Below are 15460 nucleotides of genomic sequence, written 5' to 3'. Positions count from 1 at the left end.
ATTCCTCTGGGGGTTTAACGACCCCCAAGAGGCACCAACAGCACATCAACCAGGCTTGAGGCGACTATCGATTTCGCCGCACAGGCCGCCCGTGAAATAAAGCTTTGGTTATGATTACCGCATATCACTAAATCAATTTTCTCTTTGCGACATACGTCGAGAATATGCGCATTCAGTTCACCTGTCGCAATGACGGTCTGATAAATGGGATATTGCGCTTTCTCCACCAGCTCCTGCAGAAATTGCTGCGTTTCTTCCTGTAATACCTCACGAATATCTTCCAGCATGGGGGCTGCCAGTTGATTGTACATCTCGGGTTCGGCCGCAAGGGTAATTAAGCTGATGCGCGCATTATGCGGGCGGGCGATGGACACCGCCCGGGCAACGAGTTGGTGACTTTCCGGTGAAACTGCAACAGAAACAAGAAGATGGGAGTAACTCATCACGCACTCCTTAGCTGTCTGAAAAACCGCGTCTGTGTCAGCATTACCGCGAAATCAGCACTTCTGCAAGAGGTGAATACGACATTAGTGTGAAGCTTCTCATAATTATTCATTAATTATTCTTATAAGAAGAATAACGGCAAACCGCGTGCAAATGAAAAAAATTAACAACTTAACGTAAATCACACATTTTGATGCGCGTGATGTTAAATCGTTTTAAAGCGTTATAGACGCAATGTGAATGATCACGCTTTGAAACAAATTTTTCACCCCTCAAGCATAACTGTATGTTTTTCATAGGTAATGAAAATGTGGCCCTGAGATGTATAGCGTGTGAATTGTTGCGGTAGTCGCTATTGCTCAAAAAAGCAATCGCCATGCGCCTTCTGTTCGCACTTCTGCATGAGTATTCGTCCATAAAGAATATAAAATGGTCTTGATTGGTTAAAAAATGAACAAATTACAAGTCTCACTGATGGATTTATGGATGATATTCACTTAAATTATGTGACATGGATCACATTTTTTTTAAATTTGAGGATGGCTGCATTGTATGTGTCAAAACTGACGAGTAGAGTTTGCGTCGAATTAGGAAAAATCTTAGTTATTTGTAAGAAATGATAAAACATGTAAGAAGCGCATCCGCGCTTCGTTGGTGCACGTTTTGCAGAATACAAACCTAAATTCAACTATGCATTTAGCCTTTTTTTTAAATACCGGGTGTTTTCCCGGCGACATCACGGGGTGCGGTCTTTCCGCATAAAAATAATAGTTGGTTATTCGGGATGGGAAAAATGCATACATCCGAGTTGCTAAAACATATCTATGACATCAACCTGTCATATTTACTGCTCGCGCAGCGATTGATTAGTCAGGACAAAGCGTCCGCGATGTTTCGTTTGGGTATTAACGAAGAGATGGCAACCATGCTGGGCGGGTTAACCCTGCCGCAAATGGTTAAACTGGCTGAAACGAATCAACTGGTTTGCCAGTTCCGCTTCGATAATCCTCAGACTATCACGCGGCTGACACAGGAATCTCGTGTGGACGATCTGCAACAGATCCATACCGGTATTCTTCTCTCCACCCGCTTGCTCAACGAAATCAGCCAGCCTGATGACGCAGCCCGTAAAAAAAGAGCGTAGAAATGAGCGAGAAAAGCATTGTTCAGGAAGCGCGTGACATACAGTTGGCCATGGAGCTGATTACACTGGGTGCTCGTTTACAAATGCTGGAAAGCGAAACTCAGTTGAGCCGTGGTCGTCTCATCAAACTGTACAAAGAGTTACGTGGTAGTCCCCCACCGAAAGGAATGTTGCCGTTTTCAACGGACTGGTTTATGACCTGGGAGCAGAACATTCACGCCTCCATGTTCTGTAATGCCTGGCAGTACCTTCTCAAAACCGGTTTGTGTAGCGGCGTCGATGCCGTGATCAAAGCGTATAAACTTTACCTTGAACAATGCCCACAGCAGGAAGAGGGTCCCCTGCTGGCGCTGACCCGCGCATGGACGCTGGTGCGTTTTGTTGAGAGCGGAATGCTTGAATTGTCGCGCTGCAACTGCTGCGATGGCAATTTCATTACCCATGCTCATCAGCCTGCAGGCAGCTTCGCCTGTAGTTTATGTCAGCCTCCATCCCGTGCAGTAAAAAGACGTAAACTTTCCCGGGATGCTGCCGATATTATTCCACAACTGCTGGATGAACAGATCGAACAAGCTGTTTAACCCGAACGTGTGGGAAAGATTCCAGCAGCGGTAAGCCATTACCGCTGCTTTTTTTTATCCTGGATTCGGTAAACGCTGCGAGCTGAACGTCCTTGCCATAGTCACTAGCGGAAGGATGATGTCGTGCTTATCTTATTAGGTTACCTGGTAGTTCTCGGTACAGTTTTCGGCGGTTACATGATGACCGGCGGGCACCTTGGAGCACTCTATCAACCGGCTGAACTTATTATCATCGGCGGCGCAGGGGTAGGGGCTTTTATCGTTGGTAACAACGGGAAATCGATCAAGGGGACGCTGAAAGCTATTCCATTGCTGTTCCGTCGCTCGAAATACACCAAAAGCATGTATATGGATCTGCTGGCTCTGCTTTATCGCCTGATGGCGAAGTCGCGCCAGCAGGGGATGTTCTCGCTGGAACGGGATATCGAAAACCCGAAAGAGAGCGAGATTTTTGCCAGCTACCCGCGCATTCTTGCCGATGCCATGATGCTGGATTTCATTGTCGATTACCTGCGCCTGATCATCAGCGGCAATATGAATACCTTCGAAATTGAAGCGCTGATGGACGAAGAGATCGAAACCCACGAGAGCGAATCCGAAGTGCCGGCCAACAGCCTGGCGCTGGTGGGGGACTCATTGCCGGCCTTCGGTATCGTGGCGGCGGTCATGGGGGTTGTTCACGCGTTGGCCTCGGCGGATCGCCCGGCGGCAGAGCTGGGGGCGCTGATTGCCCACGCCATGGTGGGGACCTTCCTCGGTATTTTGCTGGCGTATGGTTTTATCTCTCCACTGGCCAGCGTTCTGCGTCAGAAGAGCGCGGAAACCACCAAAATGATGCAATGCGTGAAGATTACGCTGCTCTCTAACCTCAACGGTTATGCGCCACCGATCGCGGTTGAGTTTGGCCGTAAAACGCTTTACTCCAGCGAGCGTCCGTCGTTTATCGAGCTTGAAGAACACGTGCGTGCGGTGAAAAACCCAAACCAACAGACGACAACTGAGGACGCATGAAAAACCAGTCCCATCCGATCGTCATCGTAAAAAAGCGCAAGCATAAGGGGCATGGGCACGGTGCGCATGGCTCCTGGAAAATTGCCTACGCCGATTTTATGACCGCAATGATGGCCTTCTTTCTGGTGATGTGGTTGATCTCGATCTCCAGCCCGAAAGAGCTGATTCAGATTGCGGAATACTTCCGTACGCCGCTGGCGACTGCGGTCTCTGGTGGGCCGCGTATCTCTAACAGTGACAGCCCGATCCCCGGCGGCGGCGATGATTACACTCAGAAGCAGGGTGAGGTGAAAAAAGAGCCGAACATCGACGAGCTGAAGAGAAAGATGGAGCAGGCGCGTCTGAAGAAACTGCGCGGCGATCTCGATCAGCTGATTGAAGCGGACCCGAAACTGCGCGCGCTGCGACCGCATCTGAAGATCGATCTGGTGCAGGAAGGGCTGCGTATCCAGATTATTGATAGCCAGAACCGCCCGATGTTCAAAACCGGTAGCGCCGAGGTTGAACCCTATATGCGCGATATTTTGCGCGCCATTGCGCCGGTGCTGAACGGTATTCCAAACCGCATTAGCCTGTCAGGCCACACGGATGACTTCCCGTACGCCACGGGCGAGAAGGGATACAGCAACTGGGAGCTTTCTGCCGATCGTGCCAACGCCTCGCGTCGCGAGCTGGTGGCGGGTGGGCTTGATGATGGCAAGGTACTGCGCGTGGTCGGCATGGCAGCAACCATGCGTGTCTCTGACCGCGGGCCGGATGACGCCATCAACCGTCGTATCAGTCTTTTAGTGCTGAACCAGCAGGCGGAGCAGGCCATCCTGCATGAAAACGCCGAAAGTCAGAATGAGTCACTGGACGATTTAAAACAGCCTGGGGCCGTTCCTTCGGCTGCCGTTCCAACATCGCCACCAGCCAATCCGAGGTGATAGCGTGAGCATGGATATTAGCGATTTTTACCAGACATTCTTTGATGAAGCCGACGAATTGTTGGCGGATATGGAGCAACATTTGCTGGATTTGGTGCCAGAAGCGCCGGACTCCGAGCAGCTCAATGCCATCTTCCGCGCTGCGCACTCCATTAAAGGCGGAGCCGGAACATTTGGATTTACCATCCTGCAGGAAACCACCCATTTAATGGAAAACCTGCTTGATGAAGCACGACGCGGTGAGATGCAGCTCAATACCGACATTATCAACCTGTTTTTGGAAACCAAAGATATTATGCAGGAACAGCTCGACGCCTATAAAAGTTCGGCAGAGCCTGATGCCGCCAGCTTTGAATACATCTGCAATGCGCTGCGCCAGCTTGCGCTGGAAGCAAAAGGTGAGGTTGCCGCAGCCGTTGTTCCTGCAGCCAAACTGAGCGTTGTTGATGCGCCAGCCGCTGAAGATGCAGCACCTGCCGCCGCTAAAGCGGGGAAACTGCGCGTTGTGCTGTCACGCCTGAAAGAGAACGAAGTCAACCTGCTGGAAGAGGAGCTGGGTAACCTGGCGACATTAAGCAACGTGGTAAAAGGCAAAGACAGCCTTGCTGCGACGCTCGATGACGGTATCAGCCAGGACGACATCGTGGCAGTGCTGTGTTTTGTTATCGAAGCCGATCAAATCGCCTTTGAAACGGAAGCGGTTGCCGTTGACGCGCCTGCTGCAGTGGAGGAGGTTGCCGCTGTGGCTCAGGCTGCTGCGCCCGCGGTCGCCCCTGCTGCCCCGGCGTTGAAAGCTGTTCCTAAAGAGGCTGCTGCCCCGGGCCGTGGTGAAAAACCGGCGGCGCGCTCCAGCGAATCGACCAGCATCCGCGTTGCCGTAGAGAAGGTTGACCAGCTGATCAACCTGGTCGGCGAGCTGGTGATTACCCAGTCAATGCTGGCCCAGCGTTCTAACGAACTGGACCCGGTCACGCACGGCGATCTGATTACCAGCATGGGGCAGTTACAGCGTAACGCCCGCGATCTGCAGGAATCGGTGATGTCCATCCGTATGATGCCGATGGAGTACGTCTTTAGCCGCTTCCCGCGTCTGGTGCGCGACCTGGCCGGTAAACTCAATAAGCAGATTGAACTGACGTTGATGGGTAGCTCCACCGAGCTGGATAAGAGCCTGATTGAACGCATTATCGATCCGTTAACGCACCTGGTGCGTAACAGCCTGGACCACGGTATCGAACTGCCGGAAAACCGTATTGCCGCCGGAAAATCCCCGGTCGGTAACCTGATCTTGTCTGCGGAGCACCAGGGCGGGAACATCTGTATTGAAGTAACCGATGACGGCGCGGGCCTTAACCGCGAACGTATCCTGGCGAAGGCGATTTCGCAGGGGATGGCGGTCAGCGAAAACATGACCGATGAAGAAGTGGGCATGCTGATCTTCGCCCCGGGTTTCTCAACCGCCGAGCAGGTGACGGATGTCTCCGGACGCGGCGTGGGAATGGACGTGGTGAAGCGTAACATTCAGGAAATGGGCGGCCACGTCGAAATCCAGTCTAAGCAAGGTTCTGGTACCACCATTCGTATTCTGCTGCCGCTGACGCTGGCGATCCTCGACGGTATGTCGGTGAAAGTGGCGGACGAAGTCTTCATTCTGCCGCTGAACGCGGTAATGGAATCACTGCAGCCACGTGAAGAAGATCTGCACCCACTGGCAGGTGGCGAGCGGGTGCTCGAAGTGCGTGGGGAATACCTGCCGCTGGTGGAACTGTGGAAAGTCTTCGAAGTCGACGGGGCGAAAACAGAGGCCACGCAGGGTATCGTCGTGATCCTGCAAAGTGCGGGTCGCCGCTACGCGCTGCTGGTTGACCAGTTGATTGGTCAGCACCAGGTGGTGGTGAAGAACCTCGAAAGCAACTACCGCAAAGTGCCGGGTATTTCTGCCGCCACCATTCTGGGTGATGGTAGCGTGGCGCTGATCGTCGACGTGTCGGCGCTTCAGGGATTAAATCGTGAACAACGTGTGGCGTACACAGCCGCCTGATTAAGTAAAGGGTAAGAACATGACCGGTATGAGTAATGTAACGAAACTGGCGGGCGAGCCATCAGGACAGGAGTTCCTGGTATTCACTTTAGGCGATGAGGAGTACGGCATCGATATCCTGAAAGTGCAGGAAATTCGTGGTTACGATCAGGTTACCCGCATCGCGAACACGCCAGCGTTTATTAAAGGCGTCACCAACCTGCGCGGCGTGATTGTGCCTATCGTTGACCTGCGCGTGAAGTTCAGCCAGGGCGATGTGGAGTATAACGATAACACCGTGGTGATTGTCCTCAATCTGGGGCAGCGCGTGGTCGGTATCGTGGTGGATGGCGTGTCTGACGTGCTTTCACTGACGTCTGACCAAATCCGTCCGGCGCCGGAGTTTGCGGTCACGCTGTCTACCGAGTACCTGACGGGGCTGGGGGCGCTGGGTGAGCGTATGTTGATTCTGGTAAACATCGAGAAGCTGTTGAACAGCGAAGAGATGGCGTTGCTGGATATCGCGGCGAACCATGTAGCGTAGGTAAATGCAAAACGGCAATCCAGGTTGCCGTTTTTTGTGTTTGCTCCCTCTCCCGGTGGGAGAGGGGTGGGGTGAGGGCATCAGGCCACACCCCTTTTGTACTCTTACACTTCCTGCTCTACCAGCTCCGCTTCAGCTTCCCGCGCCCCTTCATTCTGCGACAGCATCGCGGTTGCAATCCCGTTACCCAGCACGTTAATGGCGGAACGCCCCATATCCAGGAAGTGGTCGATCCCCATCAGCAGCAGAATACCCGCCACCGGAATATTAAAGCTTGGGATGGTCGCCGCCAGTACCACCAGCGAAGAGCGTGGTACCCCCGCAATGCCTTTTGATGCCAGCATCAGCGTCAGCATCAGAACGGTAACCTCAGAGAAACTCAAATGAATATTGTACGCCTGAGCGATAAACATTGAGGCAAAAGAGCAGTAGACCATCGAACCGACCAGGTTAAAGGAATACCCAATTGGCAGGACGAAAGAGGCGATGCTGCGCGAACAGCCAAATCGCTCCAGTTGCTCAAGGGTTTTCGGATACGCTGCCTCGGAGCTGCTGGTGGTAAAGGCGACCAGCACCGGATCTTTCAGCATGCTGAGCAGGCGGAACACCTCTTTTTTCAGCACCATGTAACCCACTGCCAGCAACACCATGCAGGTGAGCAGGATCGCCACATAGTAGCCGCCAATAAAGGAGGCATAGTTCAGTAGAATGCCGAGACCCTGGGTGGCAATCACCGACGAGATCGCAGCGAAAATCGCCAGCGGGGCAACATACATGACGTAGCCCGTGACCTTCAGCATGATATGGGATACCACATCCAGCGCCGCGACCAGCGGGGCGTTGAATTTCTGGCCCAGCGACGCGCCGCCGATGCCAAAGAACATGGAGAACACTACAATTTGCAGAATTTCATTGTTCGCCATCGCCCCGGCAATGCTGGTCGGAATGGTGTGGGAGAGGAACGCTTTCAGGGTCATGCCGCCGACGGCCAGCCCGGTATCCACTGCTTCAGTGGGGATCGTCAGGTTCAGACCGCTGCCTGGATGCTCCAGAGTGACAATAAACACCCCCACCAGAATAGAAAGTACCGATGAGCTGATAAACCATACCATCGCTTTACCGCCTACGCGGCCAATAGTCGAGGTTTCGCCCATTTTCATAATGCCGACCGTCAGCGTGCTGAAGACCAACGGTGCAATCACCATTTTGATCAGTCGCAGAAAAATATCGGTGAGAAGCGTAATGTTATCCGACCAGGTTTTGATGGCATCCGCAGATGCGTATTCATGAATGGCCGCCCCTGAAAGAATACCCGCCAGCATGAATATCACGATGAAGAGCGTAAGTTTGTTTGCACTTGCCACGAAAAAGACCCCTATGCGCTGTAGATGTCGCCCGCGCAGATATATATGGATTTTTTATTACTGCGCGGGAAATTATTCGGCACATAAATTGAAGTAAAGCGGGGGGAGATACAACTCCTTTTTAAATTTTATTAATTTTGTTGCTAATGCTGCGACGATATATTGTGACGCTTATCACACTTTAATGGGATATATCCTCAGGCAACATTCGGTAAATTCCGTTTATAAATCAATAACCCAATGTTTCTAAAATCATTTCTCTGTCAATCGGACAAGGGGGTGACTGACATGGCCGCCAGTGGTCGAAGCGATAACCATAAACTAAATTCTCAATAACCCCCTCGGAGGAACATTAAGCGGGGCTAACATCTTGAACGTTAAAACTAAATTGTTGTACGTGAACGGAGACGTCTTCTGGAGGGTGGTAAATGAAAAGAAAACGCCTTTTGACCTGCGCTGGCATTCTGTTAACCGCGACAACCGCCCATCAGGCGCTGGCGGTCACCAGTAGTGGCACTATCGGCGCGACGCTGACATTGACAAACGGGTGTCTGATTAATGGATCGCCCACCCAAAACGGCATTAACTTCGGGACACTGGATTTCGGGACCCATCCTGCAACCTTTTCCACCCTGACGACGCAGTTGACCGGTGCCAGCGGCGGAAACACCTTCACGATTCAATGTACAACCGCCAGCTACACGGTGGCGATAACCGGGAATACCAACTCCACTGCGCCGGGCACCGTCGTTGGCACGACGGGGACACCCGCCCGCTATCTGATCAACACCACCAACACGGCGCAGGGTGTGGCATACAGCCTGTATAGCGACAGCGGATTTAATAACGTTGTGGCGAATAACGCGGCATTGCCGATCGCGTCCACGGCCGGTGGGGTGGACAGTTACACCCTCTACGGGCGTATTACCGGCGGCGGAAACAGCGTTACGGTGGTACCGGGGACCTACACCGACACCATAAATGTCAGCGTAACCTATTAGCCCACTTAGCCCATGAAGACCGCTTTTTCAGGTCTGCGCCACTGCGCAGAGGGGATCGTGCATCTTTTTTTTACGCTGATCCTCGGGCTGGCGCTGGTGCCGGTCGCTATGGCCGTCACGTCGCAGTCATTTAAGGTCAGCGCGACCATTGTGCCGGGATGCGCGGTGAGCACCGGCAGTGGGGGGCTGTTAGGCACGCTGAACTTCGGTACCCATACCGGCGTGGAGAGTGCTCCGGTGAGCACCAGCTTCGTACCAAACGGGGCACTCTCGATCGCCTGTACGCCAGGCGTGGCGCTGAGTATGAGTATTAACGGCGGGCAGAATTACGCCTCCGTGCGGCGAATGACGCGCAACGGCGGGAACGACGTGGTGGGATACCGGCTTTACAGCAGCAGTTCACTTGCGGCGAACAGCGAAATAGGGGTCAACCAGGCGATTCCGGTCACCTATACCAACAGCAATAACATCGCGCTGCCGCTGTTTGGCGTGGCGCTATTGACCGGGTTCAGCCCGGCAGGAACCTATTCTGATCAACTTACCGTGACCTTGTCATGGTGATAAAGGGAGAGAGTCGATGACGGCATATTTCAGGCGCATATGTCTGGGAAGTTTGCTGGGGGTGATGGCCGTGGCGGCAGGCCAGGTGCAGGCCGCCGCCACCATTCTGTTATGGCCTATCGATCCGTGGCTGGCGGCTGATGCCAAAGCCACGGAGCTGTGGATCCAGAATCAAGGAAACAGCCCAACCACCATGCAGGTACGCATTGTGCGCTGGAAGCAGGAGGGCGGGTTCGAACGTTACAGTGCTCAGCAGGATGTGGTGGCCAGCCCGCCAATTGTCACCATCGCAGCGGGCAGCAAGCAGCTGATTCGTCTTATCAAACAGGGGACGGTTCCGGTAGGGGTCGAGCAGGCCTACCGCATTATTGTCGATGAAATTCCTCAGCCGGATAACAAAGCCGAACCGGCTATCGGCCTCAAACTGCAGATGCGTTATTCCATTCCCCTTTTTGTCTATGGGCAGGGGATCCCGACAAGCAAAGAGGGGGCGCACCATGCGTTTGTGGATACGCACAACCTCAGCTGGCGGGTAAAAAATGAGGGCGGACAGCCTCACCTGGAGGTTAACAACCGGGGAGATGTACACGTCAGGCTCAGTCAGGTTTCGCTGGTGCAGGGCGGGCAGAAACGTCCTGTTGCTGAGGGATTGCTGGGCTACGTGCTGGCGGGCAGTACCCGCAGCTGGGCCATCCCGGCCGGAATTCGGCAGCCAGACCAGATGCGCGCGCAGATTAACGCCAGGGATGAACAATGGCAGTCGACGCCCGTCAACTGAAACCGGCGATGATGATCTTGCTTTGCGTCACGACCAGCGCCTGGGCAGAACCCGGCGATGACAGTTTACCGCCGCCTCCCGAGGCCCGGGCGGTGAACGATGAGGTGGTTTTTCAGCTTGGCCTCATAGTGAACCACTACGATACCGGTCTGGTGGTGCCCGTGACGCAGCGTAAAGGCGCTTACTTTGTCTCGAGCGCCGATTTGCTGCGTGTCGGGCTGCCGCCGGAGCATGTGCCGACCGGCGAGGTGGATCTCTCATCGCTTGCTCAGGTTCGCGTGGAGTACGACAGCGCCGCACAGCGTCTGCTGCTCACTGTGCCCCGCGAATGGGTGGCCTCCCGGGTGACCTCCTTTGGCGGGCAAACCGCGCAAAGCAAACCTCACTTTGGGCGCGGGGCGCTGCTGAATTACGATCTTTATACCAACCACACGGAACACGTGGGCGGCCAGGCTTCTCTGTGGCATGAGTTCCGCTACTTCAATGAACGCGGCTCGCTCTCTTCTACCGGTTATGTGCGGAAAAATTTCGCTGGCGATGACGGCCAGCAGGCCGGATATGTGCGCTATGACACCACCCTGCTGGTCACCAACGAAGAGGACGCCACCACCTGGACGGCCGGGGATGTGATCAGCGATGCCCTGAGCTGGAGCTCCAGCGTGCGTATGGGTGGGATAAGCTACGGGCGTGACTTCTCCCTGCGCCCGGATCTGGTGACCTGGCCGCTACCGGAATTCTCCGGGGAAGCAGCGGTTCCCACCTCGGTCGATCTCTTTATTAATGGCTATCGGTCTGGCTCTACGCAGCTTCAGCCGGGCCCCTTTACCCTGACGAATCTGCCCTATATTAACGGGGCCGGGGACGCGGTGCTGATCACCACCGATGCGCTGGGACGGCAGGTGAGCACTACGCTGCCGTTCTATGTCACCAGCGAACTGCTTAAACGCGGCTTGAGCGATGGGGCGGTGACGCTGGGAAGCCTGCGGCGCAACTACGGGATCGACAATTTTGACTATGGTCCGGCGGCGGGCAGCGGTTCGTATCGCTACGGGGTAACGGACTGGCTGACCCTTGAAGCTCACGCGGAAGGGGCGGAGTCGCTGGTGCTGGGTGGGGCCGGGACGGTGGTGAAGCTCGGGCACTTTGGCGTTGTGAATACCGCGTATACCCAAAGCCGGATGCGCGGCGATGAGGGCGGGCAGATCGCCTGGGGCTATCAGTATAGCACCAGCGATTTTAGCCTTGCCACTCAACATACGCGACGCGATCGCGGCTTTGGCAACCTGGCCCTCTATGACCAGCCGACGATCTATGACGAAAACGACCGGCCTGTCGCCAGCTTCAGCCGCAATACCGATCAATATTCCCTGACTTTTAATCTTGGGCAGTACGGCAATATCGGGGCTGCCTGGATCGGTGTGGAGAGTTTTGACAGCCAGAAAACAGAACTGCTTAACCTCTCATGGAGCCGCAACCTGTGGGGCGCGAGCAGTCTTTACCTCGCCGCAAGCCGTGATCAGCAGCGGGGCGACTGGACGGTTGCACTCTCGCTACAGGTCCCGCTTGGGGAACGGGACAGCGCCGCAGTCACCTTCGAAAACACGCCGGAGGCAGGCAGCACGCAGCGCATCAACTACAACCACTCCATGCCTTCCGATGGCGGGTTAAGCTGGAACATGGCATGGGCGCATCAGTCGCGGGCGAACAATTATCAGCAGGGAACCTTGGGGTGGCGTAACAATAATATCGAAGTGCAGGGTGGGGCCTACGGTGAAAAGGACATGATGACCTGGTGGAGCGAGGCGCTGGGCTCCATTGTGCTGATGGACGGCGAGCTGTTTGCGGCGAATAAAATCAACGACGCCTTTGTGGTGATCAGCACTGATGGTCAACCGGATGTACCCGTCAGCTATGAGAATCAGCCGGTCGGCAAAACGAATCGCAACGGCTATCTGCTGGTGAGCGGCGTATCGGCCTATTACCCGGCCAGTTACCGCATTGACACCCTTAATCTGCCTGCCGATACGCGTCTGAAAGAGACCGAACGCCGGATTGCGATCCGCCGCCACAGCGGTTATCTGGTGGACTTCCCGATGGAGCAGGAGCGGGTGGCAAGCGTCATTCTGCATGATGCCGAGGGACAGGCCATTCCGGTGGGCAGCCAGGTCAGACGTGCCTCACGCAGCAACGCGGTGGTGGGTTATGACGGGATCGCCTGGCTGGAAAATCTTAGCGACGTCAATTCGCTGGAGGTGATCACCCCGACGGGCAAACGGTGCCAGGCGACGCTGACCGTTGGCGCGAACCCGGAACACAGGCTGCAAACCTACGGGCCGCTGGTATGTCGGGAGGCACGGTGACGCGTTATCTGCTGGTGATTTTGCTGCTCTTCTCCGGTGCCAGCGGCGCGGCCTGCACCGTCAGTACGGTGAATGCGTCGTTTGGCAGCGTGACCTCGTTCGCGCTGAGCGGAACCGGGGAAGTGGAAACCACCGGTACGCTGGTGGTGGCCTGCGATACGGTCCTCAACCTCCTTACCAACGACTCGGTGGCGCTGACTTACACCTCGGCATCGATATTCGCCAACAGTCGCGCCACCCTGAAGCGCACGGACAATGCGGCTATTACCGATGTCATACCCACGCGCCTGTGCGCTGCCTCCGGCTGTGGCGGTAGCAGCGAAGTGCAGATCGGTAATGCCTATACCTGGAGCGGGAACACGCTGCTCGGGCTGCTGGGGTCGAAGCGCTACAACATTCCGCTCTATTTCCGTACGGTGCCGGGGCAAAACGTCTCGGCCGGGCCGTATCAGGTGCTGCTGACATTCAGCATTAATTACAACGTCTGTGCCGTTGGCGCTGCCGGACTTTGCCTGACGCCGCAAACCGGCACGGCCACCACCACGATCCTTCTCAACATGACCGTCACTAACGACTGCAGCACCATGACCACCCCGGACGTGAATTTCAACAGCGCGCCGCTGGTACAAAGTTTTCCCACCGTCTCGCAGGCCATCGCCGTCACCTGCACCAAAGGCAGTACCTATACCATAGGGATTAACAATGGTGCCAATGCGCTGAACAACGTTCGTCGCATGGTGAGCGGCAGTAACTACATGAGTTACGACATCTATAAAGAAGCCACCACCAACCGCTGGGGCAGCAGCGGCACCGAACGCTGGACCAGTGCGACGTCGTCCCAGGTCAGTACCGACGGATTACTGCGTACCTACAATTACACCGCCAAAGTCCTGACCGGGCAGGCCACGCCCCCCGCCGGAACCTATACCGACACGCTGATTGTTGACGTGGCGTTCTAACCCCCGCGCTTTTCCCTTTCGCAAATGTAAAGTTCCTGTGGCCTGTGCCGATAACACCGTTAATAAATCTATGAGAAGGTGTTGTATGTTGAACCGTATCCGCGTTGTCACAATGCTCATGATGGTGCTGGTCATTTTCGCACTACTTCAGCTTATCTCCGGTGGGCTTTTTTTCTCGTCGTTAAAACAGAATCAGGACAGTTTCGCCGCCTCAAACGATCTGCGCCTGCAGCAGAGTGAACTCACGTCAACGTGGGATTTGATGCTGCAAACGCGTATCAACCTGAGCCGCTCCTCCGCCCGCATGATGATGGATCCCAATAACCAGCAGAGCAGCGCGAAAACCGATCTGCTGAAAAATGCCCGCGCGACCCTTGCGGATGCCGCAAAGCACTACGACGCCTTTAAGAAGATCGCCCCGCAGCCTGCCATGGAGCAGGTGAGTCAGAACATCGACGAAAAATATAACGCCTACTATGCCGGTCTGACGGAGCTTATCCAGTTCCTGGAGAGCGGCAACATGGACGCCTATTTCGCCCAGCCGACACAAGGAATGCAAAACGCGCTCGGCGCGGCGCTGAGTGAATACGCCAAAGCCAGCGCAGATCTCTACCACTCGGCCTTTACGGAAAGCCAGAATGATTACCGCTTTGCCAAATGGCAGATGGCGGTGATGGCGCTGGCGCTGGCCATTGTGCTGATCGCGGTATGGTACGGCATTCGCCATAGCCTGCTGAACCCACTGGGTCGCGTCATTGCCCATATCCGCGAGATTGCGAGCGGCGATTTGACCAAAACGCTGACCGTCTCCGGGCGGAATGAAATCACCGAACTGGCCAACAGCGTAGACCATATGCAGCGTTCGCTTATCGATACCGTTGCCAACGTGCGTAGCGGCACGGATGCCATCTATACCGGCACCAGCGAAATTGCGATGGGCAATAACGATCTCTCTTCCCGTACCGAACAACAGGCCTCCGCGCTGGAAGAGACCGCGGCCAGCATGGAACAGCTCACCGCCACCGTGAAGCAGAACGCGGATAACGCGCGTCAGGCTTCTCAGCTGGCAGAAAGCGCGTCCGAAACGGCGCAGCGTGGCGGTCGGGTGGTGGATGGTGTGGTGAAAACCATGCATGAAATTGCCGACAGCTCGAAGAAAATCGCTGACATCATCAGCGTGATCGACGGCATTGCCTTCCAGACCAATATCCTGGCGCTGAACGCCGCCGTTGAGGCTGCGCGTGCGGGTGAACAGGGGCGCGGGTTTGCGGTGGTGGCCGGTGAAGTGCGTAATCTCGCCAGCCGCAGCGCTAACGCGGCGAAAGAGATTAAAGCCCTGATTGAAGACTCGGTTTCCCGCGTCGATACCGGCTCCGTGCTGGTGGAAAGCGCAGGGGAGACCATGAATGACATCGTGAATGCCGTTACCCGCGTAACGGACATCATGGGTGAAATCGCCTCTGCCTCTGATGAGCAGAGTCGTGGTATCGACCAGGTTGCCCTGGCGGTATCGGAAATGGATCGCGTGACACAGCAAAACGCCGCTCTGGTGCAGGAGTCCGCCGCGGCGGCCGCTGCGCTGGAAGACCAGGCGAGCCGTCTGAAGATGGCCGTCTCGGCGTTTCGTCTCGCTTCACTCGCTGGAAATACGGTCATCCCGCAAGCCACGTATCGTGCGCCCGCCGCTGAGCCGGCGGCCACGCGTACCCGCGCCGCGACGAACGGACATGATGAAAACTGGGAAACATTTTGACTGACATTTAAACC

Annotated in this window: 14 protein-coding genes; 12 read left to right on the top strand and 2 right to left on the bottom strand. The window is 55.3% G+C overall.

Going from position 1 to position 15460, the window contains the following annotated elements:
- Positions 1-14: 14 nt before the first annotated feature.
- Positions 15-443, bottom strand: coding sequence for a universal stress protein UspC (gene uspC, locus APU11_RS21165; RefSeq protein ID WP_029882593.1), 429 nt, complete (start codon positions 441-443; stop codon positions 15-17).
- Positions 444-1237: 794 nt separating this feature from the next.
- Here uspC and flhD point away from each other — a divergent pair.
- The 6 genes from flhD to cheW all read left to right on the top strand — a co-directional run bounded on the left by flhD (position 1238) and on the right by cheW (position 6670).
- Positions 1238-1588 (top strand): flagellar transcriptional regulator FlhD, encoded by a 351-nt coding sequence (gene flhD / locus APU11_RS21160; protein ID WP_013096050.1) that lies wholly within the window; start codon positions 1238-1240, stop codon positions 1586-1588.
- Positions 1589-1590: 2 nt separating this feature from the next.
- Complete coding sequence (gene flhC, locus APU11_RS21155) at positions 1591-2169, top strand: flagellar transcriptional regulator FlhC (RefSeq protein WP_013096051.1); 579 nt, start codon at positions 1591-1593, stop codon at positions 2167-2169.
- A 123-nt stretch (positions 2170-2292) separates the two neighbouring features.
- The gene (gene motA / locus APU11_RS21150) at positions 2293-3180 is read left to right on the top strand and encodes a flagellar motor stator protein MotA (protein WP_008500417.1); all 888 of its coding nucleotides are present in this window, start codon (positions 2293-2295) and stop codon (positions 3178-3180) included.
- Positions 3177-4106: a flagellar motor protein MotB gene (gene motB / locus APU11_RS21145; RefSeq protein WP_013096052.1), complete on the top strand. Its 930-nt coding sequence runs from the start codon at positions 3177-3179 to the stop codon at positions 4104-4106. The genes motA and motB overlap by 4 nt, the downstream gene beginning before the upstream one ends.
- A 4-nt stretch (positions 4107-4110) precedes the next feature.
- Positions 4111-6147, top strand: a complete 2037-nt coding sequence (gene cheA, locus APU11_RS21140; protein WP_028027937.1) for a chemotaxis protein CheA — start codon at positions 4111-4113, stop codon at positions 6145-6147.
- A 19-nt stretch (positions 6148-6166) separates the two neighbouring features.
- Complete coding sequence (gene cheW / locus APU11_RS21135; RefSeq protein WP_013096054.1) at positions 6167-6670, top strand: chemotaxis protein CheW; 504 nt, start codon at positions 6167-6169, stop codon at positions 6668-6670.
- Positions 6671-6774: 104 nt separating this feature from the next.
- Here cheW and APU11_RS21130 read toward each other — a convergent pair whose 3' ends face one another.
- The gene (locus APU11_RS21130; protein WP_047352439.1) at positions 6775-8034 is read right to left on the bottom strand and encodes a dicarboxylate/amino acid:cation symporter; all 1260 of its coding nucleotides are present in this window, start codon (positions 8032-8034) and stop codon (positions 6775-6777) included.
- A gap of 428 nt (positions 8035-8462) precedes the next feature.
- On the opposite strand from APU11_RS21130, the gene APU11_RS21125 reads away from it, so the two are divergent.
- From APU11_RS21125 to tar, 6 genes are all read left to right on the top strand, one after another.
- A complete protein-coding gene (locus APU11_RS21125; RefSeq protein WP_013096056.1) occupies positions 8463-9035 on the top strand; it encodes a spore coat protein U domain-containing protein in 573 nt (190 codons plus the stop codon).
- 12 nt (positions 9036-9047) lie between these two features.
- Complete coding sequence (locus tag APU11_RS21120; RefSeq protein WP_020687631.1) at positions 9048-9596, top strand: spore coat U domain-containing protein; 549 nt, start codon at positions 9048-9050, stop codon at positions 9594-9596.
- 16 nt (positions 9597-9612) lie between these two features.
- Complete coding sequence (locus tag APU11_RS21115) at positions 9613-10374, top strand: molecular chaperone (RefSeq protein WP_038419938.1); 762 nt, start codon at positions 9613-9615, stop codon at positions 10372-10374.
- A complete protein-coding gene (locus APU11_RS21110; protein WP_058650812.1) occupies positions 10350-12734 on the top strand; it encodes a fimbria/pilus outer membrane usher protein in 2385 nt (794 codons plus the stop codon). Before APU11_RS21115 ends, APU11_RS21110 begins: the two co-directional genes overlap by 25 nt.
- The gene (locus tag APU11_RS21105) at positions 12731-13693 is read left to right on the top strand and encodes a spore coat U domain-containing protein (protein ID WP_038420939.1); all 963 of its coding nucleotides are present in this window, start codon (positions 12731-12733) and stop codon (positions 13691-13693) included. The genes APU11_RS21110 and APU11_RS21105 overlap by 4 nt, the downstream gene beginning before the upstream one ends.
- 85 nt (positions 13694-13778) lie before the next feature.
- Positions 13779-15446 carry a methyl-accepting chemotaxis protein II gene (gene tar / locus APU11_RS21100; RefSeq protein WP_058650811.1) on the top strand — a complete coding sequence of 556 codons (1668 nt, stop codon included), beginning with the start codon at positions 13779-13781 and terminating at the stop codon, positions 15444-15446.
- Positions 15447-15460 lie beyond the last annotated feature (14 nt).

The sequence above is a fragment of the Enterobacter sp. 50793107 genome (assembly GCF_001463365.1).
GTDB lineage: Bacteria > Pseudomonadota > Gammaproteobacteria > Enterobacterales > Enterobacteriaceae > Enterobacter > Enterobacter cloacae.
This window is presented reverse-complemented; position numbering and strand designations above follow the sequence as displayed.

Coding starts and splice junctions, on each gene's coding strand:
- uspC (WP_029882593.1), bottom strand. CDS start 443: ATGAGTTACTCCCATCTTCTTGTTTCTGTTGCAGTTTCACCGGAAAGT.
- flhD (WP_013096050.1), top strand. CDS start 1,238: ATGCATACATCCGAGTTGCTAAAACATATCTATGACATCAACCTGTCA.
- flhC (WP_013096051.1), top strand. CDS start 1,591: ATGAGCGAGAAAAGCATTGTTCAGGAAGCGCGTGACATACAGTTGGCC.
- motB (WP_013096052.1), top strand. CDS start 3,177: ATGAAAAACCAGTCCCATCCGATCGTCATCGTAAAAAAGCGCAAGCAT.
- cheW (WP_013096054.1), top strand. CDS start 6,167: ATGACCGGTATGAGTAATGTAACGAAACTGGCGGGCGAGCCATCAGGA.
- APU11_RS21125 (WP_013096056.1), top strand. CDS start 8,463: ATGAAAAGAAAACGCCTTTTGACCTGCGCTGGCATTCTGTTAACCGCG.
- APU11_RS21120 (WP_020687631.1), top strand. CDS start 9,048: ATGAAGACCGCTTTTTCAGGTCTGCGCCACTGCGCAGAGGGGATCGTG.
- APU11_RS21115 (WP_038419938.1), top strand. CDS start 9,613: ATGACGGCATATTTCAGGCGCATATGTCTGGGAAGTTTGCTGGGGGTG.
- APU11_RS21110 (WP_058650812.1), top strand. CDS start 10,350: ATGGCAGTCGACGCCCGTCAACTGAAACCGGCGATGATGATCTTGCTT.
- tar (WP_058650811.1), top strand. CDS start 13,779: ATGTTGAACCGTATCCGCGTTGTCACAATGCTCATGATGGTGCTGGTC.